Here is a 23,868-nt window from a genome sequence, read left to right on the forward strand (position 1 = left end):
ATGGCCTCCGAGTTCCGCCGGCAGCTCCCGGCCCTGGCCAACAAGACCTATTTCAACTACGGCGGCCAGGGCCCCCTGCCCAGCTCCAGCCTGGAGGCCATGGTGGCGGCCTGGCAGCGCATCCAGGAGCTGGGGCCGTTCACCGACGAGGTCTGGCCCTTCGTGGAGACCACCGTGTCGCGGCTGCGGCAGCGGCTGGCCCACTGGCTGGGCGTTCCCCCGGCACGGCTGGCGTTCACCGAGAACGTGACCAGCGGCTGCGTGCTGCCCCTGTGGGGCCTGCCCTGGGCAGCGGGCGATGAGCTGCTGATCGGCGACTGTGAGCACCCCGGCGTGGTGGCCGCCTGCCGGGAACTCGCCCACCGCGAAGGCCTCGTGGTGAGCACCTGGCCCCTGGGCGATCTGCGCGGGGATCCCGCCGCCACCGACGCGGCCGTGCTGCAGCGCCTGGAGGCGGCACTCACGCCCCGCACCCGGCTCGTGGTGCTCTCCCACCTGCTCTGGAACACGGGCCAGATCATGCCCATCGCTGCGGCGGCCCGGCGGCTGCAGGCTCATCCACGCCAGCCCTGGCTGCTGGTGGACGCCGCCCAGGCCCTCGGCAGCCTGCCGGCCCAGGCGGCCGCCCAGGCAGCGGACATCTATGCCTGCACTGGCCACAAATGGTGCTGCGGCCCCGAGGGGCTGGGGGTGGTGGCCCTCTCGGAGCGGTTGCTGGCCGAAGCGCGCCCCACCCTGATCGGCTGGCGCAGCCTCAGCCATGAAGGCGCCGCGGAGAGCGGTTTTCACCGCGATGGGCGGCGCTTCGAGGTGGCCACCTCCTGCATTCCCCTGTTCGCGGGCCTGGAGCAATCCCTGCGGCTGCTGGAGGCCGAGGGCACGGCAGAGGAACGGCACCGGCGGATCCAGGCCCGGGCCGGGAAGCTCTGGCGGCAGCTGCAGGCACTGCCGGCCGTGCGGACCCTGCTGGACGTCCCCCCGCCGGCCGGGCTGGTGAGCTTTGTGGTGGACGGCATGGCACCAGGCGCGCTGGTGAGCCAGCTGGGGCAGCAGGGGCTCTGGCTGCGCAGCCTCGACGATCCTCCCTGCCTGCGGGCCTGCACGCACATCACCACCACGGACGGGGAGCTGGAACGGTTGGTGGAGGCCCTGGCGGCGCTCACGGCGCCGGCCGAAGCCCCCTGATCACCCCCATGCCCGGAGACGCTGGACGCGCTCAGTCGCCGGGGCCATCCAGCAGCTGACGCTGCACCCAGCCGGCCAGCAGGGCACCGGCGATCGGCGCCAGCCAGAACAGCCACAGCTGCCCCACGGCATCACCGCCGGCCCAGAAGGCCACACCGGTGCTGCGGGCCGGGTTGACCGAGGTGTTCGTAACCGGAATGCTGATCAGGTGAATCAGCGCCAGGCTCAGGCCGATCGGCACGCCGGCGAGATCCTTGATCGCATCCTTGTGGGTGGCGCCCAGGATCACCAGCAGGAAGATGAAGGTGAGCACCACCTCGATGATCAGCGCCGGCAGGAGGCCGTAGCCGCCGGGTGAGTGGGCACCGAAGCCATTGGTGGCCAGGGGATTGGTGCCTGCGAGCTCGAAGCCGGGGCGGCCGCTGGCGATGCCCAGCAGGAGGCCGCCGGCGATCAGTCCGCCCAGCACCTGGGCGACGATGTAGGGAAGCAGCTGGGAGCCTGGATGGCGGCCGCTGGCCCAGAGGCCGAAGGTCACCGCCGGGTTGATGTGGCAGCCGGAGATGTGGCCGATGGCATAGGCCATGGTGAGCAGGGTGAGGCCGAAGGCCAGGGACACCCCGAGGAAACCGAGACCCAGGGGATTGGCGGCGGCCTGGTCGTAGGGGAAGGCCGCGGCCAGCACGGCGCTGCCGCAGCCGCCGAACACCAGCCAGAACGTGCCGATCAACTCAGCGAGGAATTTCCTCGACAGGGGGACAAGGGAAGACATGACTGCGGTGGAAGGTTCAACCTGGCGCCGCAAAGGTACTGGTCAATCCGGTGCTCGGCATCGGGTTCTTCCCGAATGCAACGCAGCCTGTGATGCAGGGCCCGGCTTAACCGAGCCTGGAGCGCAGGGCCTTCTCGGCCTCCTCACGGTCGTCGAAGTGGATCTTGGTGGTGCCGAGGATCTGGTAGTCCTCATGGCCCTTGCCGGCAATCAGCACCAGATCCGCGGGTGCGGCACTGGCGATGGCCGCGGCGATCGCCGTGGCCCGATCGGCCTCCACCTGCAGGGCCGTGCCGGCGGGGATGCCGGCCACCACGTCCTCGAGGATGCGGAGGGGATCCTCGGTGCGCGGGTTGTCGGAGGTCACCACCACCCGATCGGCGAGGCGGGCCGCGATCGCGCCCATCTGGGGGCGCTTGCTGCGGTCCCGGTCACCGCCGCAGCCGAACACGCAGATCAGCCGCCCCCGGGTGAAGGGCCGGCTGGCCCGCAGCGCATTGTCCAGACCATCGGGCGTGTGGGCGTAGTCGACCAGCACGGCCGGTTCGCCCTCCCGGCTTCCCCCCTGCACGCGCTCCATCCGCCCCGGCACCCCCCGGAAGGTGGCCAGGCCCTCCAGCACCATCGGCAGGGGCAGACCCTGCTGCACCAGGGCGCCCACCGCCTGGAGCAGGTTCATCAGATTGAAGCGGCCGAGCAGGGGCGAGCGGAAGGCGCCCTCGCCGAGCGGAGTGCGCAGCACCCCCCGAACCCCGCTGCTCTCCATCTCCAGGTCGTCGACGCGGAGGTGGGCGGCGGGATCCTCGAGGGAGCTGGTCCAGCAGCGCTCGCCGAGCTGCCGGGCCAGCTGGGCTCCCCAGGGGTCATCCACATTGACCACGGCGTTGGGCGCGGCGCTCTCCAGCAGCAGCGGCACCGCGAACAGGCTCGCCTTGGCCGCGAAGTAGGCCTCCATCGAGGGGTGGTAGTCGAGGTGGTCCTGGGTGAGGTTGGTGAACACGGCCCCGGCGAAGCGGCAGCCCGCCACCCGCTGCTGATCCAGGGCATGGGAACTCACCTCCATCGCCCCGATGCGGGCGCCGGCATCGGCGGCCAGGGCCAGCTGGGCCTGGAGCAGATCGGCGAAGGCGGTGGTGTGCTGGGCGGTCACGGCGTAGCCGGGCCAGCGGTTCTCCAGGGTGCCGAACAGGGCTGCCGGGGTACCGGCGGCGGCGGCCAGGTGCTCGATCAGGTGGGTGGTGGTGGTCTTGCCATTGGTGCCGGTCACCCCGATCAGGGCCATCCGCTGGCTGGGTTCACCCCAGAAGGCGGCCGCCAGCAGCCCGGCCCAGCGGGCCACCGATCCCTCCACCACCACCACCGGGTCGCTCGCAGCCGGCGGGTCGGCGGCGGCGGCGGCGGAACCCACCACTGCCGCGCAGGCCCCGGCGGCGATCGCCGAACGCCAGTAGGCGCCGCCATCCACCTGGGTGCCCGGCAGGCCCACGAAGAGGGTGCCGGGCCCGACCCGGCGGGAATCGCAGCTGATGGCCTGCACCGCGGCATCGGGGAGGGCCTCGGGTACCTGCAGTCCCACTTCGTGCAGCAGGGGGTGGAGCAGGTGGGTCATGGGCCGGAACACCGGAGAGGTGGCGCCGTTCTAGGCGCTTCACCCAGGAAAACCGTTCTTCCGCAACCAAACCAGCAGCGCCGTGTCCACCAGGCGAGGCGGCACCCGGGGCAACACCCGCTCACCCTGGGCACTCCGCCAGGCCAGCACCGGCACCTCCAGCCCGAAGCGCGCCTGCAGGGCCGGATCCTCGTCCACATTCACCACCTCGAGATCAGGCGCTGGAGAGAGGAGCCGCAACTTCTCCTCGAGGCCCTCGCACAGGCAGCAGCCCGGACGGGAATAGAGCAGCAGCGGGGCCATGGGAGCAGATGGGTCAGTCAGGCACAGGATCACAGCCGCAGGGCGTGAACGGGTGGCAGCGCAGCAGGCGGCGCAGGGTGAGCCAGCTGCCGCGCCACGGGCCATGGCGGCGGATCGCCTCGAGGCCGTAGGCGCTGCAGCTGGGGATGAAGCGGCAGCGGGGTCCGAGCAGGGGGGAGAGGAAGCGGCGGTAGAAGCCGATCAGCTCTAGCAGCAGCAGGGCCAGCCAGCGGGAGGGCCCGGCTGGCAGGGCCAGCTCTCCCTGGGGGGTTGGAGGAAGCCCGAGGGCTTCAGGGCCAACAGATAGGATCGATCGCTGGCGCGTCAAGCGCGGGTTGCGGACGCCCTCCAGCATGCCCGAGCCGCCGCCGCCATGGGCCCCAGAGCGGGGCCATTCCGTCCCACGATCCTGTTTTCATGTCCCGTTACCGCGGCCCTCGCCTGAGGATCACGCGGCGCTTGGGAGACCTTCCCGGTCTCACCCGTAAGTCCGCCAAGCGGTCTTATCCCCCCGGTCAGCACGGCCAAGCCCGTCGCAAGCGCTCCGAATACGCCATCCGTCTGGAAGAGAAGCAGAAACTGCGCTTCAACTACGGCATCTCCGAGCGGCAGCTCGTTCGCTACGTCAAGAAGGCCCGCGCCCAGGGTGGTTCCAGCGGAACCAACCTGCTCAAGCTGCTGGAGAACCGCCTCGACAACATCTGTTTCCGCCTCGGCTTCGGCCCCACCGTGCCCGGTGCCCGGCAGCTGGTGAACCATGGCCACGTGACCGTGAACGGCCGCGTCGTGGACATCGCCAGCTACCAGTGCAAGCCCGGCGACGTGGTGGCCATCCGCGAGCGCAAGCAGAGCAGGAAACTGGCCGAAGGCAACCTGGAATTTCCGGGCCTGGCCAACATTCCGCCCCACCTGGAGCTCGACAAGGCCAAGCTCTCCGCCAAGGTGATCAGCAAGTGCGAGCGCGAGTGGGTCGCCCTCGAGATCAACGAACTGCTGGTGGTGGAGTTCTACAGCCGCAAGGTCTGATCCCGGAGCCGGGCGTCCTCGTCCTGCTCAGACCGATCTACCCACGGGTTCATCCGGCTGCATCCAGAGCCCAGCCGCTGTCGACCGCAGAGCCCCACCAGGCCCTGCGGTTGTTCTGTGGTTGACGGAGAGGGAACACGGGAATGGAGGCGCCGAGGCCCAACCCCTAACCCAGTCTTGAAGAAGGCTTCACGGTGGCTTTAACGACGGCGAAGTCCGCTGCGCGAGGGTTTGCGCAGCGCACATTCGGTACGTCGATGGCCAGCTTTGTCGTGTCCTCTGAAGGGGAACTGAGAGCCGCCCTGGCGAAGGCCTCAGGCCAGGACCAGCCGCACACCATTGTTCTCGCGCCGGACTTCGGCACGGTGGAACTCTCCGACACACCGCTCGTCTACAGCGGCACCACACCACTCAGGATCCACGGCAACGGCGCCACCCTCAGCCAAGGCAACAGCGCCACCGACATCCTCATCTCCGAGGCCGGCGCCAACCTCTCGATCAGGAACCTCAGTTTCGAGGGCGGCTATCGGGCCATCTGGACGCCTCTGCCGGCTGATGCCACCGGCACCACCACGGTGGATCTCAACAACGTGAAGGTGAGTGGAACCTTCTTCCACGGAGTGCACGTGGATGATCAGATCAACAACTCTGACGCCAGTGTTGTTCTGAAGCTGACCAACTCCACCATCGACAGCAACGGGCGCGTGGGCAGCTTCGGAACCCCAGGCTCGAGCCTCTCGGATGCCGATGGCGTTCGCGTGGATGAAGGAGGAGCAGGCAGCGGCACCGTGATCATCCGCTCCAGTGCCATCACCGGCAACGGTGCCGATGGTGTGGAGCTGGATGAAACCGGCGACGGCGACGCCAGCCTGGTGATCAGCAGGTCGATCTTCGAAAAGAATGGGATCTGGGATCCTGACGATCTCGATGATGGCGTCGATGTGGATGAAACCGGCCTCGGTGACATCACGACCCGGATCTCGAACAGCCGGATCAACGACAACTTCGACGAGGGTCTCGACCTCGACGAAGCCGGCGGCGGCCGTGTGCTGCTGCAGCTCTCCAACACGGAGATCTCGGGCAATGGCGACGAAGGCCTCAAGGTGACCGAAGAGGATGGCGGCGACATCATCACCGGCCTGCGGCATCTCAGGGCTGGCGGCAATGGTGACGACGGCATCCAGCTCGAGCAGTTCGGCGGCGGCCGTGTGGCGCTCCGCGGGCTCTCCATCCACACCTTCAACAACGGCAACGACGGCCTGCGGCTCGACAGCCTGGCCTCGGCCGACGGGGATCCGGTGCTCTACGCCCCGATGGAGGTGGTGCTCAACCGGTTCACATCCAGCGGCAACAGCGGGGATGGCCTGGATCTGCGGGGCAGCGGTTTCGCCCGGCTCCGCCGGTCCACCTTCACGGGCAACGGGGATGACATCCCCCAGCTCACCGGCGGCTCCGACCTGTTTCTGTTCGGCTGAGGCTCCTCTCAGCCTCCTTGAATCAGGATCTCCAGCGCGGCCGTCACGTCGTCCTGGCGCATCAGCGCCTCCCCCACCAGCACGGCATCGGCGCCGGCCTGCTGCACCCGGTCGAGGTCGTCGCGGCAGAACAGGCCCGACTCGCTCACCAGCAGGGCCCCGCGCTGGCGGATCGCCGCGCCGAAGCGCTGGGTGAGCTGCTCGGTGGTGGCCAGATCGGTGCGGAAGCTGGTGAGGTCGCGGTTGTTGATGCCGATCAGCCGCACCCCCTCCAGGGCGAGCACCCGCTCCAGCTCGGCGCCGTCGTGCACCTCCACCAGCACCGCCAGCCCCAGGCTGCGGGCCACCTTGAGCAGGTAGGCCAGGTCCTGGTCGCTGAGGATGGCGGCGATCAGCAGGGCGGCGTCGGCACCGGCGGCCCGGGCCTGATACAGCTGGTAGGGGGTGAGGATGAAGTCCTTGCACAGCAGGGGCAGATCCACCACCTGGCGCACCTGCACCAGCACCTCGAAGCCCCCCTGGAAGAAGGTCTTGTCGGTGAGCACCGAGAGGCAGCTGGCACCGCCGGCGGCATAGCCCCGGGCGATGGCTTCGGGGTCGAAGTGCTCCCGGATCACCCCCTTGCTGGGGCTGGCCTTCTTGATCTCGGCGATCACGGCCGGCTTGCGGCAGCTGGACCGCAGGGCCGCCTCGAAATCGCGGGTGGGCGGCAGATCGGCCACCTGGCTGCGCAGCTTCTCCAGCGGCACCCGTACCCGGGCTCTCTCCACCTCCCGGTCTTTCTCCCACACGATCCGCTCGAGGATGTGCCGCGGTTCGGCCTCCGCGTGGGGGATGGCGTATTCCAGGTGGGCCACCTTCACCTTGGGGTTCGGGGGGCGGCGGCGGATCTCCATCAGGGGCGGGGGGGGTCTGGTGAGGGGAAGGCGGGGGCAGGGGGGCGGACGACGGGCAGCGTCAGGCCACCGCCATGGCGGCCTGCTTGTAGGCCACCTCCACCACCTCGCTGAGGGTGGGGTGGGTGTGCACCTCGCTGGCCAGCTGCACCACACTCTGGCGGCGTGCCACGGCGTTGGCGATCTCCTGGATCAGATCGGCGGCGTGGAGTCCGTAGATGTGGGCCCCCAGCACTTCGCCGGTGGCCTTGTTGAACAGCAGCTTCATCAGGCCGTCGCTCTCGAGCTCCGCCAGGGCCTTGGAGTTGGCCTTGAAGTAGCTGCGCACACTGCCCAGCTCGAAACCATCCTGCGCAGCCAGCTCCTTCGCTTCAGCCTCGCTCAGCCCCACCGAGCTGATCTCGGGGTGGGTGAAGGTGGCCGCCGGGATGGAGCGGTAATCGATGCGGCGGCTGTGGCCGAGGATGTTGTCCACGGCCACGGTGCCCTGGGCAGCGGCGGTGTGGGCCAGCATCATCTTGCCGGTCACGTCGCCCACGGCCCAGAGGTGGGGCACCGGCTGGCCGTTCACCAGCACCTGCATCCGCTCATCCACCGGAATGAACCCCCGGTTGGTTTCCACCCCCACGGCGGCGAGGTTCAGCTCCCGGCTGCTCGGCACCCGGCCGGTGGCCACCAGCACCGCATCCACCTCCAGGGTTTCCACCAGCTCCCTGCTCTGCATGTCCGCCAGCTCGATGGTCACAGGACAGCCCGGGGTGACCTTGCGGGCCAGCACGCCGGAGCGGGCATCGATGTCGCGGCCGTCGATCAGGTGGCGGGTGGCGATCTTGGCGATGTCCGGATCGAAGGTGGGCATCACCCGGTCGAGGGCCTCGATCATCGTGACCTCGCAGCCCAGGGCCGTGTAGACATCGGCGAACTCCAGCCCGATGTAGCCGCTGCCGATGATCGCCAGCCAGCGGGGCAGCCATTCCAGGCTCACGGCCTCATCACTGGTGAACACCGTGCGGCCGTCGGTTTCAATGCCCGGCGGCACAAACGGCTCGGAGCCGGTGGCCAGGATTACGTCACGGGCGCTGTAGGTGCGCTCCACACCGCTGCCGCTCTCCCGCACGGTCACCTGCTGGTGGCCGGCCAGACGCCCCTTGCCCCGCAGGATGGTGGCGCCGGCCCGCTCCAGGGTGCGGGTGAGGTTGGTGCGGATCGTGGCCACCAGCTGGTTGGCGTGGTCGGCGATCTTCTGGCGCTCGAAGCGCACCGGCGCCGCGTGGATGCCGAAGCCGGCCAGATGCTCGGCATCGGCCAGCTCCCGCACCCGGCCGCTGGCGGCCAGCAGCGCCTTGCTCGGCACACAGCCCCGGTTCACGCAGGTGCCCCCCATGTCGCCCGACTCCACGATGGCCACCCGCAACCCGTGCTCCGCCGCATGTTTGGCGGCATCAAAGCCGCCGTAACCGGCTCCGATCACGATCACGTCGAAGTCATGGGCGGCTGTGGAGGGGGCGTCGCTCACCGGGGGCCGTGCTCAGGTGGGGGCATTCTCTCCCGTGATCGGTCCGGCGTCAGGCCAGCGGCCCGCCCCGCTGCTGCTGACGCCACCGCTCCAGCAGCAGCGGGGCGGCCGCCACGGCCACATTCAGCGACTCCACGGCCGCACTGTGGGGGACCGTGACGCGGTGGGTGGCCCGCTGCAGGAACGCCTCGCCGAGGCCGGCGCCCTCCTGGCCGAGCATCAGCACCGTGGGTTGCAGCCAGTCCAGCTCCCAGTAGGGCATCGCCCCAGCCCGGGGGGGAACGGTGGCCACCACCTGCAGGGCCCCAGGCCCTGCAGGAGTGGCGAGCAGTTCGAGCTGGTGCAGCAGGTCGGAGCGGCCGGCCCGCTGCAGCGGCAGGGCCAGGGCCGCCCCGGCCGAGGCCCGCAGCACCTTGGGCTGCAGGGGATCGGCCCCTTCGGCCAACCACAGCGCCTCCACCCCGGCGGCGAGGGCCGTGCGGATGAGCGTGCCGAGGTTGCCGGGATCCTGCACGCCATCGAGGGCCAGCACCAGCCGGGGCGATGCCGGTCCCCAGCTGGCCGGCGGCGGCGCGAGGGTGGCCACAACCCCATCGGGATGGTCTGTGGTGGCCACGGCGGCCAGCACCTCCTCGCTGACCATGGTGGCTGCCAGACCGGCGGGGAGGGCGCGGAGCACGGCGCCATGGCTCCGTTGCCAGGGCTCGGTGGCCAGCAGATCCACGGGCTCCAGGCCAAGGCGCAGGGCCTCCTGAACCAGGTGGGTGCCTTCGAGGAGCAGCAGCTGCTGCTCCCGCCGGCCCTTGGCACTGTGAAGCTGGCGCAGCCGGCGCACCAGGGGATGGCGCCGGCTGGAGATCAGGCCGCCGTGGTGACGGCCGCCGGGGGCGGCCGGGGAGGGATCGGCCGCGCGGCTCACGGCAGGCTCACTCCAGGCTCCGGGCGGCTCAGAAACGCTCGCGACGCCGCACCCGCATGGCGTCATGCATCACGATGTCGTCAGCCTGGAGTTCCAGCCCTTTCACGGTCGCCACCTCCCCTTTGATGCCCTCGGCCTTGAGGTTCTCGATCAGCTTGCTCACCACGATGTCTTCGACCGTGGCCTGATCGAGGCCATCGGGAGTGAGACTCTCCAGAAACTTGCCCACTTTCGAGGCAATGACCTCGGAAGAATTGGAAATGTTGAGCAGAATCATGAGAGGGAAAGTGCGGATGGGGAGACTTGAACTCCCACGACATTGCTGCCACTAGTACCTGAAACTAGCGCGTCTACCAATTCCGCCACATCCGCGTGGCCGTCGCTCAGCGACTGGGAAAGGATACGGCATCACCTGCCGGGCCGGGCCAGTTCAGGGGGCGGCCGTCTAGACGGTCTCACGATTTGTTGTCAAGATGCCGCCACAAGGGTGCCGGAACGGGCTGGGAATCATGGGTCTTGCGACAGCTCCGGCCGTGGATGGGTCCCTGGCCACCCCTGATCCCCAGCTACTGATCGCCGGTGGACGGCGTCTGGAAGGCGAGCTGAAGGTGAGCGGAGCCAAGAATTCAGCTCTGGTGCTGATGGCCGCCTGTCTGCTCACCCGCGAACCCATGCGGCTGCGGAACGTGCCGCCGCTCACCGACATCACCGGCATGGGCGAGATGCTCGAGAGCCTCGGCGGCAGGGTGCACCGCCACAACGACACCCTCGAACTCGATGGCTCCGGCATCCACAGCGCCACAGCCCCCTATGAACTGGTGAACAGCCTGCGCGCCAGCTTCTTCTGCATCGGTCCCCTTCTGGCCCGCATGGGCATGGCGAAGGTTCCGCTGCCCGGCGGCTGCAAGATCGGCACCCGACCGGTGATCGAGCATGTGAAGGGGCTCAAGGCCCTCGGGGCCCAGGTGACGATCGATCACGGCGTGGTGACGGCGGTGGTGCCCGGCCAGGGGCACCGCCTGCGCGGCAGCCGCATCCACCTCGACTGCCCCAGCGTCGGCGCCACCGAAACCCTGATGATGGCGGCGGCCCTGGCCGAGGGTGAAACCGTGATCGACAACGCCGCCCAGGAGCCCGAAGTGGTGGACCTGGCCGGCCTGCTGCTGGCGATGGGCGCCCGCATCCGGGGCGCCGGCACCCCCACCATCACGATCGTGGGGGTGCCGCGGCTGCACGGTGCGGACTACGCCGTGATCCCCGATCGCATCGAGGCCGGCACGCTGCTGCTGGCCGCGGCCATCACCCGGTCGGCCCTGCGGGTGACCCCGGTGATCCCCGAGCATCTCGGGGCCGTGCTCACCAAGCTCGAGGAAGCCGGCTGCCGCATCGAGCATGACGGCATCGGCCTCACCATCACAGCCCGGGAACTCCAGGCGGTGGATCTGCGCACCCAGCCGTTCCCCGGTTTCCCCACCGATCTTCAGGCTCCCTTCATGAGCCTGCTCGCCACCGCCCGGGGCACCAGCGTCATCACCGAGAACATCTTCGAAAACCGGTTGCAGCACGTGGCCGAACTCCAGCGCATGGGTGCCGCGATCCGGATGCAGAGCAACACGGCCTTCGTGGAGGGCGTGCCCCGGCTCAGCGGTGCCCCGGTGCAGGGAACCGACCTGCGGGCATCGGCCGCCATGGTGCTCGCCGGTCTTGCCGCCGAGGGCATCACCACCGTGCGCGGCCTCGACTACCTCGACCGGGGTTACGCCGGCCTCGAGGACAAGCTCTCCTCCGTGGGGGCCTCGATCGAGCGGGTCGGCTGTGCCACCTCCACCCTGAAGACCCCCGCCCGCGTCGCCGCCTAAGCTCAGCGCCAGGGGAGCGTGCCGGAATTGGTAGACGGACTCGACTCAAAATCGAGCGCCTTCGGGCATGTGGGTTCAAGTCCCACCGCTCCTATGGCCCCAGGCAACGTCCCTGAGCCCCGGGGGAGCACCCCGGGCACCGCTGCCGAGGCGGCCGCCGCCACGGCGGACAGTGCCGTGATGGACACCTACGCCCGTTTCCCGATCAGCCTCAGCCGCGGCCGGGGCGTGTGGGTGTGGGACGAGCAGGGCAGGCGCTATCTGGACTGTGTGGCCGGGATCGCTGTCTGCACCCTGGGCCACAGCGATCCCAGCCTGCGGCGTTCCCTCGGCCGGCAGCTGGGAAGGCTGCAGCATGTCTCCAACCTCTACCGGATCCCGGAGCAGGAGCAGCTCGCCCGGGCCATCACCGGCCAGAGCTGCTTCGACCGGGTGTTCTTCTGCAACTCCGGGGCCGAGGCCAACGAAGCGGCCATCAAGCTGGCCCGCAAGCATGGCCAGGTGGTGCGGGGCATCCGCGGCACCACCGAGCGGCCGCCCCTGATCCTCACCGCCGAGGCCAGCTTCCACGGCCGCACCCTCGCGGCGGTGACGGCCACGGGCCAACCCAAGTACCACCAGGGCTTCGCCCCGATGGTGCAGGGCTTCCGCTACTTCCCCTACAACGACATCGCCGCCTTCGAAGCCCTGCTCACCGCTGCCGAGGCCGATGGCCCCCAGGTGGCGGCCGTGCTCCTGGAACCCCTGCAGGGGGAAGGGGGCGTGCATCCGGGCGATCGCACCTTCTTCCAGCGGGTGCGTCAGCTCTGTGACGCCAAGCAGATCCTGCTGATCTTCGATGAGGTGCAGATCGGCGTGGGGCGCAGCGGCCGGCTCTGGGGCTACGAGCAACTGGGCGTGGAGCCCGATGCCATCACCCTCGCCAAGGGCCTGGGGGGCGGCATTCCGATCGGGGCCCTGGCGGTGAAGCGGGCGGTGGACCACTTCCGCCCCGGCGACCACGCCAGCACCTTCGGCGGCAATCCCTTCGCCTGCCGCGCGGGCCTCACCGTGCTCGATGAAATCCGGCGGCGCCGCCTGCTCGATCACGTGCAGCGGATGGGAGAGCTGCTGCAGCGGGAGCTGGGCGCCCTGGTGGACCGCCATCCCGCCCAGCTGGAGGGGGTGCGGGGCTGGGGACTGCTGCAGGGGCTGGTGCTCAGGGACCAGGGTCCGACGGCACCGGAGCTGGTGAAGGCCGCCCTGGGCCAGGGCCTGCTGGTGGTGCCCGCCGGCCCCGGCGTGGTGCGCTTCGTGCCGCCGCTCACGATCCAGGCCCGCCAGCTGCGCCAGGCCGTGCTGCTGCTGGAACGGGCGCTGGTGGGCCTCGGCTGAGGCCGGGGCAGACCTTGGACGACTTCTCCGACCTGATCGAGCCGTTCAGCCGCCGGGGGGTGGACCTCGGCCTCGATCGCCTGCAGGCGGCCCTCGCCGACCTCGGCCATCCGGAGCGGCGCTTCGCCGCCGTGCAGGTGGCGGGCACCAACGGCAAGGGATCGATCTGCACCCTGCTCCATCAGGCCCTGCTGGCCGCCGGAATCCGCACCGGGCTCTACACCTCGCCCCACCTGGTGAGCTGGACGGAACGGATCCGCCTCGGCGCCCACCCCATCAGCCCCGCCGCCCTGCGCACCCACCTGGAGGCCGCCAGCGCGGCAGCCCGCCGCCACCACCTCACCCCGTTCGAGCTGGTCACCGCCGCCGCGTTCCTGGCCTTCGCCGCCGCTGGGCTGGAGCTGGTGGTGCTGGAGGTGGGTCTGGGGGGGCGGCTGGATGCCACCACCTGCCACCCCGGCCGACGCGTGATCGGCTTCGCCAGCATCGGGCTGGACCATGCCGAGTTCCTGGGGCCGGATGTGGCCAGCATCACCCGCGAGAAGGCCGGGGTGCTGGAGGAGGGCGCCGTGGCGATCAGTGGGGCGCAGGTCCCGGCGGCACGCGCGGTGCTGGAGGAGGAGGCCCGGCGCCGGGGGGCGCGCCTCACCTGGGTGGACCCCCTGGATCCCCGCCAATGGGATCTGGGCCTGCCCGGCGCTGTGCAGACCAGCAACGGCGCCGTGGCCCTGGGGGTGCTGCAGGCCCTGGCGGATCAGGGCTGGGTGATCCCGCAGGCGGCCATCCGCCGCGGTTTCGCCGCCGCCCGCTGGCCCGGACGCCTGCAGCAGGTGCAGTGGCGCGGCCTGCCGCTGCTGCTGGATGGCGCCCACAACCCCCCGGCGGCGGCGGCCCTGCGGGCGGAACTCGACAGCAACGGCCGCCGCCACGGGCTGCCGCCGGGACCACGGCGCTGGGTGCTGGGGATGCTGGCCAGCAAGGAGGGCCCGCAGATCGTGGGTTCCCTGCTGGCCCCGGGGGACCAGGCCTGGATCGTGCCGGTGCCGGGCCACCCGTCCTGGTCGCACCGCCAGCTGCAACAGGCGCTCGAGGACGATCTGGCCCGCCGGCTCCATCCGGCGGAGAGCCTGGAGCAGGCCCTGCGGGCCGCGGCGCCCGGCCCGGTGCCGGTGGCCGGCTCGCTCTATCTGATCGGTCACCTTCTGGCGGCGATCGCGGCAGAGTGAGAGGGCAGACCCCTTCCTGGAGGGCCGCCCCGTGACCACCATCCCCGCCCGCCTGCGCCCGGTGCCGCCCCTGGTGTCACCGCTGGTGCCACACCTGGAGCGGCTGGTGGCCATCCTGCTGGCGCTGGTGGTGCTGGCGTGGGGCCTGGCGGCGGCGCCGGCCCCCGCGGCGGCCGAGTTCTCCGGTGTCGACTACACCCTCACCAACCAGAACGAACAGGACTTCAGCGGCCAGGATCTGGCCAACACCTCCTTCGCCGGAGCCGCCGGCCGCCATGCCGACTTTTCAGGGGCCAACCTGCACGGGGCCATCCTCACCCAGGCGGCCTTCCCGGAGGCCAGCTTCGCGGGCGCGGATCTCAGCGGTGTGCTGATGGACAAGGTGGACTTCAGTGGCGCCGACTTCACCGGCGCCGACCTCAGCGACGTGATCGCCTCCGGCAGCAACTTCAGCGGCGCCACCGTGACCAACGCCGACTTCACCGGCGCCCTGATCGATCGGGCCGACCAGCGGCTGCTGTGCCGGGATGCGGAGGGAATCCACCCCGGCACCGGTGCCGACACCCGGCTGAGCCTGGGCTGCTGAGCAGCTCCCTGGAGGGGCCTCCCGGAGCGGCCCGCTGGATCAGCGCTCCAGCCAGCCGCGCAGCTTGCCCGGGTTGAGCAGTCCGGCGGGGTCGTACGCCGCCTTGGCGGCCACCTGGTCGGCATCGACCACCCCGAGCCCCCCATCCTCCACCGTGATCGTGTGGGGATTGAAGATCACCGCCCCGAGCTCGCGGCACTGCTGCATCAGGGCCGTCAGGGGCTCCTCGCCGCTCCAGCGCAGCAGCGGCAGGGCCGCCAGCCGCGGCGCCCCCTGCTGCCGCACGGCCTCCAGGTGCCAGAGCAGATCCTCGCCCCAACGGCGGCGCAGGGCCGCCAGACACGGCGCCTCCGGCTGGGGCAGGAGCATCTGCAGGTAGGTCCAGCCCTGCTGCTGGGCGCGCCAGTGCAGGGTGGTGTGGTTCCAGGTGAGCTCCCGCAGCGGCAGGCCCTTGCTCTCCCCCTGGGGGGCCTGCCAGCGCACCGTGCCGCCGCGGGCCTGGAGCCAGCCCGGCAGCACCTCCAGGGTGTCGGGAGCGGCCAGCAGCAGCAGGCGGTGCTCACCTGGCACCGCAGCCGGACAACCCGCGGGCCAGGGCGAGCGGGCAGCGATCGGGGCCTCCAGCAGGCTGAGGGCGTTCAGCAGCAGGGCTGTGGCGGGAAGGGCGGCGGCGGCGGCGAGGGCCGAGTCCCAGGCGTCGAAACCCACCACCAGCTGCTGCCAGGCCACCGCTTCGGTGGTGGGCAGCCGCAAAGCCGTGAGGATGCCGTTGGTGCCGTAGGCGTGGTTGAGCGGGGCGCTGGCGGCCGCATCGAGCCGCAGCAGCCGCGGCTCGGGTTCCACGGTCACCACCTCCAGGCCGAGCAGGTTGCCGGGATCCCGCAGGAAGCCCCAGCGCAGCGAGCCGATCCCCCCGGAGCCGCCGGCGATGAAGCCGCCGATGCTGGCGCTGCGATAGGTGCTGGGCTGCAGGCGCAGGGCCCGGCCGTGGACGGCCAGCTGCTGATCCAGAGCCGCCATCACCAGGCCGGGTTCCACCTCCACCACCCCGGTGGCGGGCTCGAGCTGGCGCAGCCGGTTCAGACCGCTGAGCTCCAGCACCACCCCGCCGGCCAGGGGCACGCACTGGCCGTAGTTGCCGGTGCCGGCACCGCGCAGGGTGAGGGGCACACCCAGCCGGGCACAGCCCGCCGCCACCCGCCGCACCTGCTCCACCGTGGTGGCCCGCACCGCCAGCTGGGCCCGGCAGCCGTGGAGCAGGGGCACCAGCAGGGGCGAATAGTCGTGGAAGTCGCGTGAGAGCCGCTCCAGTTCGGCCGGCTGGGCAGCACCGATCAGCTCCAGCTCCGGATCGCAGCGCGCCAGTTCCGCCGCCAGTTCCTGGATCAGCCCGCTCGGAGGTGGCGTCCCCGGCGGCCATCCGGCATGGAGTTCCTCAGGCATGGCAGTCAGGCGCGATCGGGGGTGGGGGTGAGCTCGGCGAGCAGTGGCGAGGGCTGCTCCTGGGGCGGCGGGTCGAGCCACCGCCCACCCCGCAGCACCCGCCGGCGGGGAGAGCGGGCCATGAAGCCGATCCAGTCCGGGGCGGCGAGCACCACCAGATCGGCCGGCGCGCCGAGCCGCAGCACCCCGTCCCAGTCCAGGCGGAGCAACCGGGAGGCCGCTGTGGTGAAGGGGGCAAGGCCCTGCCGCTGGGTCGGCACCACATGGCTGGTGAGCGCGCCCAGCCGCATCAGCTCCAGGGGGTCGAAATCACTGCCCGGGAACCAGGGATCCTGCACGTTGTCGGCACCGATGGCCACCTGAACCCCGGCACGCTGCAGGGTGCGGATCGGCGCCTGCACCCGCAGGACGGGGGTGCGGCCCGGCCGCCGCCCCAGCAGCCAGAGGTTGGTGAGCGGCAACGCCACCACGCCGATGCCGGCCTGGGCCAGCCGCTCGGCCAGAGGCACCAGACGCCGCTCCGGCAGCAGGGCGAGGCTGGCGGCATGGCTGCAGACGATCGGCACCGCCGCGCGCTGCTCCAGAGCCTGGCCCACCACCAGGGCCACGCCCCGGGCCGGCATCCGATCGGCTTCATCGACATGGAGGTCCACGGCCACACCGAGCCGCTCCGCCAGCGCCAGCAGGGCTGCCAGTGCCTCGCGATCGGAGAGGGCCGTGGCGTACGGCGGCCCCAGCACGCCTCCGAGCGTCCCGCCGCGATCGGCCACCCAGCGGGCCAGGTCCTCCCCCTGGGGCGTGAGCCAGTGGGCCAGGGGGACCAGCGCCACCAGCTGCAGCTCCACCCGACTGGCCCAGCGCTGGCGCAGCTCGAGCAGGGCCTCCCAGCTGGGGAGGGCAGCCGGGCCGGCACTGTCCACATGGCTGCGGATGGCGCGCAGACCCTGCCGCCAGGCCAGATCGAGGGCGCGCTCTCCGCGCGCGAGCACCTGCTCGGCGCTGCGCACGCCGTGCTCCTCCTGGTTGCTGAGCATCGCCTGGGCCATCGTGCCCTGCCAGTTGGGATGGGCGGCGGCGGTGAAGGCCTTGTCCAGGTGGGCATGGGGCTCCACCGGCGGGGTGAGCGCCAGGGGCAGGGCCGCCTGCTCCCCAGCGGAACAGCCGAGGGGGCGCAGTTCCGTGATCCGGCCGTGCTTCCAGCCCACCTCCAGAGCCACCAGGCCATCGGCATCCACCGGGCCGAACGGCTCGAGCCGGGCGTCCACCAGGGCCCGGGGCAGCTTCAGCCGCAGGGAGCCCGTTCCGGAGTGGTCGTCAGCCATCACAGGGGGTCAGGGCAGCACAGCAAGGCTGGACATCACAGAGGGGATGGGCAAGCATCACGGCTCGGCATCGGCCTCGGCATCAGAATCGGGCTCGGCCTCGCCTCCCTGCACCAGCACGAACTGCCCGGCCACGCCCACCACGGTGGCCTTGAGCCGGGGCACCCGCCAGCGCAACACCTGCTGCCCGCCCAGGTCGCTGTGGTAGAGGCTGAACAGGCCCAGGTTGGTGCGCCGGGTCTGCTGCAGCACCACCGCGCCGAGGGCCTGCCGCTGGGAGGCCACCAGCTCGGAGCAGTTGGTGAGGGCGAGGCGCAGCAGGCTGGGCAGCCGGTCGCCCTCGCACACCTGAGCCGTGATCTCCTGCACCAGCCGCCCTCCGGCGTAGTCGGCGAACTCGTCGGGGCCTGGATTGGTGAAGGCCAGGCTGCCTCCGACCAGCGCGAGCAGGGCCGGGAGTCCCAGCGAGGGAGAGAGCCAGGACGGGCGGGCAGGAGAGGGCAGGAAGAACGGGGGCAGAGGTGCTGCCAGGTTGGCATCAGCCTGCCGGAACGGGCCCCCGAGCAGGCTGTCGGTGGCTTGGTACATTGGCGCGGCCCACGGCGGGCGTCGCCAAGTGGTTAAGGCAGCGGCTTGTGGCGCCGCCATTCGGGGGTTCGAATCCCCTCGCTCGCCCTCTTTTTCCCTCAGTCCTCACCCGGGGCAGGCTCCGCCTTCACCCGGGGCAAGGGCATCCAGCAGCTGGCCGGCCCCCTGGCGCACCGGATCGGCGCACACCAAGCCCGTGGCATCGCCGAGCTTGCGGCTCTCCCGCAGGGCCTGGTCCGGCTCCAGTGCGGCGGTGTTGAGGGCGATCGCCCGCACCCGCGGCCGCAGCCCGTCCGGCCGTCCCAGGGCCGCCAGGGCCTCCACGGCGGCGATCAGTTCCGGCAGGGGTGGGAGGGGCAGCGCAGGCAGACCCTTGATGTGGCGCTGCCCCGCCCGGTGCACCAGCAGCAGATCGGTGGGCTGGCTGCCGCGCAGCAGCGGCAGGGTGGCCGTGGAGCCGGGGTGGGCCAGGGAACCCTGGCCCTCCACCAGCAGCTGCCCGGCCGGGCCGAGATCCCGGCCCGCCTCGAGCACGGCGGCCTCCACCGCACCGGCGGCGTAGTCCACCCGCACCGCATCGAGCGGCACCCCTGCGCCGGAGATCAGGATCCCCGCCTGGCCCGTGCCCACGAAGCGGGCCGGGAGGCCGCGGCGGCCCGCTTCGGCCAGCAGCTCCAGGCAGGCGCTCATCTTGCCCACGGCCATGTCGCTGCCCACCGCCAGCAGCCGGCGGCAGGGCAGGGCGGCAGCCCGGGCCGCGGCCACCGCCAGAGCGGGGGGCTCCTGCCGCAGGTCCCAGATCCAGGCCGGGTCGCGGCGCAGGGCCGCCAGCTCGGGATCCGCCCCAAGGCGGCTGTGCAGCCCGCTGGCCACCGAGAGGCCGGCCCGCAGCGCCGCCGCCACATCGGCCCGCACATCGGCGGGCAGCTGCCCGCCCGAGGGCGCCAGGCCGATCACCGCCACCTCGGGCCCCAGGGGCAGGGCCTCCGCCACGCTGCCCAGCACCGGCACCGCCCGCTCGATCCCGGTCACGGCCTCCAGGCTGGCCCCGGCATGGCGGGGATCCACCACCGCCACGATCGGCCCAGGCCGGTAGCGGAGCAGGGCCAGGCCGGTCTTGCCGGAAAGATTGTCCAGGCCCCCATGCAGGAGCAGCACCACCCTTGCCTCCGGCCGCAGCGGGCCCGCACCGCCGCTCATGCCTGCTCCTGCCAGGGGGCCTGCTGCCAGGCCACGGGCACCTCGATCCCCAGGCCGGCACCCCGGGGCAGCTGCAGCTGATCGGCTTCGGCGTCCAGCCCGCTGAAGGGGTCATCCACCAGGTTGAGGTGGCTGTCCAGGTCGGGCCAGCGCACCAGGGGCAGCAGCTGGGCGGCGGCACCGTTGAGCAGGGCGCCGTCGGAATAGCAGCCCAGCATCACCCCGAGCCCCAGCCGCCGCGCGGTGCGGGCCATCAGCAGGGCCTCGCCCAGGCCGCCGCTCTTGAGCAGCTTGATGTTGATGCCGTCCACATGGGGCGCCAGGCGCAGCAGATCCTCCAGGCTCCAGCAGCTCTCGTCCGCCACCAGCGGCAGGGGGCAGTGGGGATGGAGCGCCGCGAAGCCGGCGGTGTCGTCGGCCGGATCGGCGTGGGGGGCCAGCGGCTGCTCCAGCAGCACCACGCCGTGGGCCTCCAGCAGCGGCAGCATCGCCAGGGCCTGCTCCAGGCTCCAGCCGCCGTTGGCGTCCACCTGCAGCTCACAGGCCGCGCCAGTGTCCTGCCGCCGCTGCTCCAGGGCCGCCGCCACGGCCGCCAGCAGGGCGCGGTCGTGCTCCAGCCCGTCCGGACTGCCGAGCTTGAGCTTGATGCGGGTGGCGGGCAGCTGCTGCCACCAGCGCGCGAGCCGCGCCAGCACAGCCTCGGAGGAGCCCAGCCCGAGGGTCACGCTGGTGGCGGCGCAGGCACCCGGATCCAGGCCCCAGAGCCGCCAGAGGGGCTGGCCGAAGTGCTTGCCGCGCCAGTCGTGCAGGGCCAGATCGAGGCCGCAGCGCGCCGGCGGCGACAGCCCGGCCAGCCGGGGCTCCAGTGCCTGGTCCTCCAGCGGCGAGGCGTCGGCGAGCTGGGGCAGCAGCGGCTCCAGTTCGGCGGCGATGGCCTCGGTGCTGTAGTGCCGGTGGCCCGTGTCCAGCCCGCCCGTTTCCCCCCAGCCCCGCAGGCCGTGGTGCTCCACCTCCACGAGCAGGTGCTCCACGCTGCTGGTCACACCGCGGCTGATGGCCAGCGGCACGGCCTTGGTGAGGGTGAAGCGGCGCAGGCGGCAGCGCATCGGCTCAGGGTGCCGGCAGGGCGGGCGTGGGCCTCACGCTGGCATGGGAAGCGGACCACTGCCCCGCCGGGGCCTGGAGCAGCATGGGGCCATCCCGCCACCACCGCCCTCGCCATGGCCCCGATCGACGGCGCCACCGACGACCCCAGCGACGGCGCCACCGACGGCAGAGCCAGCGTGATCCAGCGGATCCTGGAGGAGGCCCATGCCCGTTTCTCTCCGCTGGAGGCGGGCCGCCCGGCGGACTACATCCCGGAGCTGGCCGGGGCCTGCCCCGCCGATTTCGGCATCGTGCTGGCCACCACGGGCGGCCACCTCTACAGCGTGGGGGATGTCCGCCACCGCTTCTCGATCCAGTCGATCTCCAAGCCGCTCACCTACGCCCTGGCCCTCAAGCTGCTGTCCGCCGAGGAGCTGATGCGCAAGGTGGGGGTGGAGCCTTCGGGCGATGCCTTCAACGCGATCAGCCTGGATCCGGACACCGGCATTCCCCGCAATCCGATGATCAATGCCGGGGCGATCGCCACCACGGCCCAGATCCTGGCCCACGATCCGGAGGGCGCCGAAACCCTGCTGCTCGACTTCTACGCCGCCATGGCCGGGCGGCGGCTCACGGTGGATGAAGCCGTGTTCCGCTCCGAGCGGGACAGCGGCCATCGCAACCGGGCGATCGGCCACCTGCTGCGCACCTTCGCCATCATCGGCACCGACCCGGAACCGGGGCTGCAGCTCTACTTCCGCCAGTGCGCCGTGGCGGTGAGCTGCGTGGATCTGGCCGTGATGGCCGCCACCCTGGCCTGCCAGGGGCGCAATCCCTTCACCGGCGAGGCGGTGATCGACGCGGCGATCACCACCAACGTGCTGGCCGTGATGGGCAGCTGCGGCATGTACGACTACACCGGCCAGTGGCTCTACAACGTGGGGATGCCGGCCAAGAGCGGCGTGGGCGGAGGCGTGCTGGCGGTGGTGCCGGGCACGCTGGGCCTGGCGGTGTACTCCCCACCCCTGGACGGCTACGGCAACTCGGTGCGCGGCACCGCGGTGTGCGAGTGGCTGTCGCAGCGGCTGGAGCTGCACCTGTTCCACCAGCAGCCCCTCGGCAGCAGCGCCATCCGCACGGCCACCGACGGCCGCCAGCGCCAGTCACGCCGCTGGCGCAGCGGCAACGAGCGCCAGCGGCTCGACCGGTATGGCGACAGGATCCAGGTGCTGCAGGCGCAGGGGGTGTTCGATTTCGCCGCCACCGAAACCCTGCTGGCGCAGATCGATCGGCTGGGCGGATCGGGTACCTGCCTGGTGCTCGACCTGGCCCGGGTGCTGGACCTGCCGCCGGTGGCCGCGGGGCTGCTGCTGGAGCAGCTCGCCGGCTTCGGGCGCTCCGGTGGGCAGGTGCTGCTCTGCCATGCCGACCATCTGCCGGCCCTGGGCGGCGGCCGGGCCGCTGCCTGCGCCTGGCTGCGCCGCTTCCCCAACCTGGATGAGGCCCTGGAGGCCGCCGAGGATCAACTGCTGGCCGAGCTGGAGGCCGCCGGGCCGGCCCGGAAGGCCGAACCGAGCGAGCCGGCTGAGGCCCTGCTCGAGCGCCTGGCCGAGCCCAGCCGGCAGGCGCTGCTGCCCCTGCTGCAGCGCCGCCACTTCGAGGCCGGCGCCGTGGTGTGCCGCCAGGGTGAGGTGGCCGCGGAGCTCTACCTGATCGAAGCGGGCCGCTTCAGCGCCCGTCTCTTCACCGCCCGCCACCCGAGCGGACTCCGCCTGGCCAGCTTCAGCGCCGGCTCCTGCTTCGGCGAGGTGTCCTTTCTGGGCCGCACCCCGCGCCGCGGCAGCGTGATCGCCGATCAGGCCGGCAGCTGCCTGGTGCTCGAGCGGCAGGGCCTGGAGCGGCTGGGGCAGACCCATCCCCAGGCGGTGATCGACCTGCTGCGGGTGCTGCACGGTGACCTGGCGATCAAGCTGCAGCGCACCACCGACCAGCTGGCGCTGCTGGAGGAGGAATGAGCCCGGCGTGGCCGTGGAATCAGCAGCAAGCCCAGGCGCGCCCCCCATGGCGGAAACTGGGGGGATGACGGCCACCCGACTCCAACCCACCCCCACAGCCCCGGCCACGGCGGCCGAGCGCCGCAGCTACTGGATCACCACCTTCGGCTGCCAGATGAACAAGGCGGATTCCGAGCGGATGGCCGGGATCCTGGAAGCCATGGGCTACCGCGAAGCCGGCGCGGAACTCGAGGCGGATCTGGTGCTCTACAACACCTGCACGATCCGCGACAACGCCGAGCAGAAGGTGTACAGCTACCTGGGCCGCCAGGCCCAGCGCAAGCGCGCCAACCCCCACCTCACCCTGGTGGTGGCGGGCTGTGTGGCCCAGCAGGAGGGCGAGGCCCTGCTGCGGCGGGTGCCGGAGCTCGACCTGGTGATGGGCCCCCAGCACGCCAACCGGCTGGAGACCCTGCTGAGCCAGGTGGAGCAGGGGCAGCAGGTGGTGGCCACCGAGGAGCACCACATCCTCGAAGACATCACCACCGCCCGCCGTGACAGCAGCGTCTGCGCCTGGGTGAACGTGATCTACGGCTGCAACGAGCGCTGCACCTACTGCGTGGTGCCCTCGGTGCGGGGCCGGGAGCAGAGCCGGCTTCCCGAAGCCATCCGCCTGGAGATGGAAGGGCTCGCCGCCCGGGGCTTCAAGGAGATCACCCTGCTGGGGCAGAACATCGACGCCTACGGCCGCGATCTGCCCGGCATCACCCCGGAGGGCCGGCGCCGCCACACCCTCACCGACCTGCTGCAGCATGTGCACGCCGTTGAGGGGATCGAGCGGATCCGCTTCGCCACCAGCCACCCGCGCTACTTCACCGAGCGCCTGATCGACGCCTGCGCCGCTCTGCCCAAGGTGTGTGAGCACTTCCACATTCCCTTCCAGAGCGGCGATGACGCGGTGCTGAAGGCGATGGCCCGCGGCTACACGGTGGAGCGCTACCGCCGCATCGTGGACCGCATCCGCGAGCGCATGCCCGATGCCGCCATCAGTGCCGATGTGATCGTGGCCTTCCCCGGCGAAACCGACGCCCAGTTCCGCAACACCCTGCGCCTGGTGGAGGAGATCGGCTTCGACCAGGTGAACACCGCCGCCTATTCGCCGCGGCCCAGCACCCCGGCCGCCGACTGGCCCGATCAGCTGAGCGAGGCCGTGAAGGTGGAACGCCTGCAGGAACTCAACGCCCTGGTGGAGCAGCAGGCCCGCCGCCGCAGCGCCCGCTACGCCGGCCGCACCGAGGAGGTGCTGGTGGAGGGCACCAATCGACGCGATCCCTCCCAGCGCATGGGCCGCACCCGCACCAACCGGCTCACCTTCTTCCCGGGCCAGCGCCCGGACGGCACCCCGCTGGAGCCGGGTGATCTGGTGAACGTGCGCATCGAGGAGGTGCGGGCCTTCTCGCTGAGCGGCACACTGGCCTGAGTTCCCGCC

Annotated in this window: 22 protein-coding genes and 3 tRNA genes; 11 read left to right on the forward strand and 14 right to left on the reverse strand. The window is 71.4% G+C overall.

Annotation, left to right across the window (positions count from 1 at the left end; translation table 11 throughout):
* Nucleotides 1–1,185, forward strand: a complete 1,185-nt coding sequence (locus CBM981_RS06170) for an aminotransferase class V-fold PLP-dependent enzyme (protein WP_087067704.1) — start codon at nucleotides 1–3, stop codon at nucleotides 1,183–1,185.
* 31 nt (nucleotides 1,186–1,216) lie between these two features.
* Here the strand turns inward: CBM981_RS06170 and aqpZ are convergent, their stop codons facing one another.
* The 4 genes from aqpZ to yidD all read right to left on the reverse strand — a co-directional run bounded on the left by aqpZ (nucleotide 1,217) and on the right by yidD (nucleotide 4,224).
* Nucleotides 1,217–1,957 carry an aquaporin Z gene (aqpZ, locus tag CBM981_RS06175; protein WP_087067705.1) on the reverse strand — a complete coding sequence of 247 codons (741 nt, stop codon included), beginning with the start codon at nucleotides 1,955–1,957 and terminating at the stop codon, nucleotides 1,217–1,219.
* A gap of 106 nt (nucleotides 1,958–2,063) precedes the next feature.
* A complete protein-coding gene (locus CBM981_RS06180; protein ID WP_087067706.1) occupies nucleotides 2,064–3,566 on the reverse strand; it encodes a UDP-N-acetylmuramoyl-L-alanyl-D-glutamate--2,6-diaminopimelate ligase in 1,503 nt (500 codons plus the stop codon).
* 39 nt (nucleotides 3,567–3,605) lie between these two features.
* The gene (locus CBM981_RS06185) at nucleotides 3,606–3,869 is read right to left on the reverse strand and encodes a glutaredoxin family protein (RefSeq protein ID WP_087067707.1); all 264 of its coding nucleotides are present in this window, start codon (nucleotides 3,867–3,869) and stop codon (nucleotides 3,606–3,608) included.
* 13 nt (nucleotides 3,870–3,882) lie between these two features.
* Nucleotides 3,883–4,224, reverse strand: coding sequence for a membrane protein insertion efficiency factor YidD (gene yidD / locus CBM981_RS06190; RefSeq protein ID WP_087067708.1), 342 nt, complete (start codon nucleotides 4,222–4,224; stop codon nucleotides 3,883–3,885).
* A 62-nt stretch (nucleotides 4,225–4,286) separates the two neighbouring features.
* Between yidD and rpsD the strand changes: the two genes are divergently transcribed.
* A complete protein-coding gene (gene rpsD / locus CBM981_RS06195; RefSeq protein ID WP_087067709.1) occupies nucleotides 4,287–4,895 on the forward strand; it encodes a 30S ribosomal protein S4 in 609 nt (202 codons plus the stop codon).
* A gap of 257 nt (nucleotides 4,896–5,152) precedes the next feature.
* Entirely contained in the window at nucleotides 5,153–6,370 is a 1,218-nt protein-coding gene (locus tag CBM981_RS06200) for a right-handed parallel beta-helix repeat-containing protein (protein ID WP_087067710.1), read from the forward strand.
* Nucleotides 6,371–6,378: 8 nt separating this feature from the next.
* Here CBM981_RS06200 and trpC read toward each other — a convergent pair whose 3' ends face one another.
* From trpC to CBM981_RS06225, 5 genes are all read right to left on the reverse strand, one after another.
* Entirely contained in the window at nucleotides 6,379–7,266 is an 888-nt protein-coding gene (gene trpC, locus CBM981_RS06205; RefSeq protein ID WP_087067711.1) for an indole-3-glycerol phosphate synthase TrpC, read from the reverse strand.
* Between the two features lie 61 nt (nucleotides 7,267–7,327).
* Nucleotides 7,328–8,782 carry a dihydrolipoyl dehydrogenase gene (gene lpdA / locus CBM981_RS06210; RefSeq protein ID WP_087067712.1) on the reverse strand — a complete coding sequence of 485 codons (1,455 nt, stop codon included), beginning with the start codon at nucleotides 8,780–8,782 and terminating at the stop codon, nucleotides 7,328–7,330.
* A gap of 49 nt (nucleotides 8,783–8,831) precedes the next feature.
* Nucleotides 8,832–9,701 (reverse strand): RNA methyltransferase, encoded by an 870-nt coding sequence (locus CBM981_RS06215; RefSeq protein WP_225867563.1) that lies wholly within the window; start codon nucleotides 9,699–9,701, stop codon nucleotides 8,832–8,834.
* Between the two features lie 28 nt (nucleotides 9,702–9,729).
* A complete protein-coding gene (locus CBM981_RS06220; RefSeq protein WP_087067713.1) occupies nucleotides 9,730–9,978 on the reverse strand; it encodes a hypothetical protein in 249 nt (82 codons plus the stop codon).
* 11 nt (nucleotides 9,979–9,989) lie between these two features.
* Nucleotides 9,990–10,073, reverse strand: a tRNA-Leu gene (locus CBM981_RS06225).
* Nucleotides 10,074–10,210: 137 nt separating this feature from the next.
* Between CBM981_RS06225 and murA the strand changes: the two genes are divergently transcribed.
* From murA to CBM981_RS06250, 5 genes are all read left to right on the forward strand, one after another.
* Nucleotides 10,211–11,560, forward strand: a complete 1,350-nt coding sequence (gene murA / locus CBM981_RS06230) for a UDP-N-acetylglucosamine 1-carboxyvinyltransferase (RefSeq protein WP_087067714.1) — start codon at nucleotides 10,211–10,213, stop codon at nucleotides 11,558–11,560.
* 12 nt (nucleotides 11,561–11,572) lie between these two features.
* A tRNA-Leu gene (locus CBM981_RS06235) sits at nucleotides 11,573–11,654 on the forward strand.
* 86 nt (nucleotides 11,655–11,740) lie between these two features.
* Nucleotides 11,741–12,934 (forward strand): aspartate aminotransferase family protein, encoded by a 1,194-nt coding sequence (locus CBM981_RS06240; protein ID WP_087069241.1) that lies wholly within the window; start codon nucleotides 11,741–11,743, stop codon nucleotides 12,932–12,934.
* A gap of 14 nt (nucleotides 12,935–12,948) precedes the next feature.
* Nucleotides 12,949–14,160 carry a folylpolyglutamate synthase/dihydrofolate synthase family protein gene (locus CBM981_RS06245; RefSeq protein ID WP_087067715.1) on the forward strand — a complete coding sequence of 404 codons (1,212 nt, stop codon included), beginning with the start codon at nucleotides 12,949–12,951 and terminating at the stop codon, nucleotides 14,158–14,160.
* A 31-nt stretch (nucleotides 14,161–14,191) separates the two neighbouring features.
* Nucleotides 14,192–14,746, forward strand: coding sequence for a pentapeptide repeat-containing protein (locus tag CBM981_RS06250; RefSeq protein ID WP_087067716.1), 555 nt, complete (start codon nucleotides 14,192–14,194; stop codon nucleotides 14,744–14,746).
* Nucleotides 14,747–14,785: 39 nt separating this feature from the next.
* On the opposite strand, the gene CBM981_RS06255 is transcribed toward CBM981_RS06250, so the two are convergent.
* Genes CBM981_RS06255 through CBM981_RS06265 form a run of 3 tightly spaced genes read right to left on the reverse strand, consistent with a single transcriptional unit; the run spans nucleotide 14,786 to nucleotide 18,099 of the window.
* Complete coding sequence (locus CBM981_RS06255; protein ID WP_087067717.1) at nucleotides 14,786–16,189, reverse strand: FAD-binding oxidoreductase; 1,404 nt, start codon at nucleotides 16,187–16,189, stop codon at nucleotides 14,786–14,788.
* Between the two features lie 5 nt (nucleotides 16,190–16,194).
* Nucleotides 16,195–17,511, reverse strand: coding sequence for an amidohydrolase family protein (locus CBM981_RS06260; RefSeq protein ID WP_087067718.1), 1,317 nt, complete (start codon nucleotides 17,509–17,511; stop codon nucleotides 16,195–16,197).
* A 57-nt stretch (nucleotides 17,512–17,568) separates the two neighbouring features.
* Nucleotides 17,569–18,099 (reverse strand): DUF4359 domain-containing protein, encoded by a 531-nt coding sequence (locus CBM981_RS06265; protein ID WP_157665349.1) that lies wholly within the window; start codon nucleotides 18,097–18,099, stop codon nucleotides 17,569–17,571.
* A 14-nt stretch (nucleotides 18,100–18,113) separates the two neighbouring features.
* Here CBM981_RS06265 and CBM981_RS06270 point away from each other — a divergent pair.
* Nucleotides 18,114–18,186: transfer RNA gene (locus tag CBM981_RS06270), tRNA-His, on the forward strand.
* A gap of 18 nt (nucleotides 18,187–18,204) precedes the next feature.
* Here CBM981_RS06270 and CBM981_RS06275 read toward each other — a convergent pair.
* Both CBM981_RS06275 and CBM981_RS06280 read right to left on the reverse strand, forming a co-directional pair.
* Complete coding sequence (locus CBM981_RS06275; RefSeq protein ID WP_087067720.1) at nucleotides 18,205–19,299, reverse strand: DUF1611 domain-containing protein; 1,095 nt, start codon at nucleotides 19,297–19,299, stop codon at nucleotides 18,205–18,207.
* Entirely contained in the window at nucleotides 19,296–20,405 is a 1,110-nt protein-coding gene (locus CBM981_RS06280) for a dipeptide epimerase (protein ID WP_087067721.1), read from the reverse strand. Before CBM981_RS06280 ends, CBM981_RS06275 begins: the two co-directional genes overlap by 4 nt.
* Nucleotides 20,406–20,519: 114 nt before the next feature.
* Here CBM981_RS06280 and glsA point away from each other — a divergent pair, with 114 nt between their 5' ends.
* Both glsA and miaB read left to right on the forward strand, forming a co-directional pair.
* The gene (gene glsA / locus CBM981_RS06285; protein ID WP_087067722.1) at nucleotides 20,520–22,400 is read left to right on the forward strand and encodes a glutaminase A; all 1,881 of its coding nucleotides are present in this window, start codon (nucleotides 20,520–20,522) and stop codon (nucleotides 22,398–22,400) included.
* Between the two features lie 64 nt (nucleotides 22,401–22,464).
* Nucleotides 22,465–23,859: a tRNA (N6-isopentenyl adenosine(37)-C2)-methylthiotransferase MiaB gene (miaB, locus tag CBM981_RS06290; RefSeq protein WP_087067723.1), complete on the forward strand. Its 1,395-nt coding sequence runs from the start codon at nucleotides 22,465–22,467 to the stop codon at nucleotides 23,857–23,859.
* Nucleotides 23,860–23,868 lie beyond the last annotated feature (9 nt).

Source organism: Cyanobium sp. NIES-981, from assembly GCF_900088535.1.
GTDB lineage: Bacteria > Cyanobacteriota > Cyanobacteriia > PCC-6307 > Cyanobiaceae > NIES-981.

Excerpts from the sequence above, each read along its gene's own strand:
- aqpZ (WP_087067705.1), bottom strand. The coding sequence starts at position 1,957 with ATGTCTTCCCTTGTCCCCCTGTCGAGGAAATTCCTCGCTGAGTTGATC.
- murA (WP_087067714.1), top strand. The coding sequence starts at position 10,211 with ATGGGTCTTGCGACAGCTCCGGCCGTGGATGGGTCCCTGGCCACCCCT.
- CBM981_RS06200 (WP_087067710.1), top strand. The coding sequence starts at position 5,153 with ATGGCCAGCTTTGTCGTGTCCTCTGAAGGGGAACTGAGAGCCGCCCTG.
- trpC (WP_087067711.1), bottom strand. The coding sequence starts at position 7,266 with ATGGAGATCCGCCGCCGCCCCCCGAACCCCAAGGTGAAGGTGGCCCAC.
- CBM981_RS06185 (WP_087067707.1), bottom strand. The coding sequence starts at position 3,869 with ATGGCCCCGCTGCTGCTCTATTCCCGTCCGGGCTGCTGCCTGTGCGAG.
- yidD (WP_087067708.1), bottom strand. The coding sequence starts at position 4,224 with ATGCTGGAGGGCGTCCGCAACCCGCGCTTGACGCGCCAGCGATCGATC.
- CBM981_RS06220 (WP_087067713.1), bottom strand. The coding sequence starts at position 9,978 with ATGATTCTGCTCAACATTTCCAATTCTTCCGAGGTCATTGCCTCGAAA.
- CBM981_RS06170 (WP_087067704.1), top strand. The coding sequence starts at position 1 with ATGGCCTCCGAGTTCCGCCGGCAGCTCCCGGCCCTGGCCAACAAGACC.
- CBM981_RS06255 (WP_087067717.1), bottom strand. The coding sequence starts at position 16,189 with ATGCCTGAGGAACTCCATGCCGGATGGCCGCCGGGGACGCCACCTCCG.
- CBM981_RS06180 (WP_087067706.1), bottom strand. The coding sequence starts at position 3,566 with ATGACCCACCTGCTCCACCCCCTGCTGCACGAAGTGGGACTGCAGGTA.
- CBM981_RS06260 (WP_087067718.1), bottom strand. The coding sequence starts at position 17,511 with ATGGCTGACGACCACTCCGGAACGGGCTCCCTGCGGCTGAAGCTGCCC.
- glsA (WP_087067722.1), top strand. The coding sequence starts at position 20,520 with ATGGCCCCGATCGACGGCGCCACCGACGACCCCAGCGACGGCGCCACC.
- CBM981_RS06275 (WP_087067720.1), bottom strand. The coding sequence starts at position 19,299 with ATGAGCGGCGGTGCGGGCCCGCTGCGGCCGGAGGCAAGGGTGGTGCTG.
- miaB (WP_087067723.1), top strand. The coding sequence starts at position 22,465 with ATGACGGCCACCCGACTCCAACCCACCCCCACAGCCCCGGCCACGGCG.
- CBM981_RS06240 (WP_087069241.1), top strand. The coding sequence starts at position 11,741 with ATGGACACCTACGCCCGTTTCCCGATCAGCCTCAGCCGCGGCCGGGGC.
- CBM981_RS06280 (WP_087067721.1), bottom strand. The coding sequence starts at position 20,405 with ATGCGCTGCCGCCTGCGCCGCTTCACCCTCACCAAGGCCGTGCCGCTG.
- CBM981_RS06265 (WP_157665349.1), bottom strand. The coding sequence starts at position 18,099 with ATGTACCAAGCCACCGACAGCCTGCTCGGGGGCCCGTTCCGGCAGGCT.
- rpsD (WP_087067709.1), top strand. The coding sequence starts at position 4,287 with ATGTCCCGTTACCGCGGCCCTCGCCTGAGGATCACGCGGCGCTTGGGA.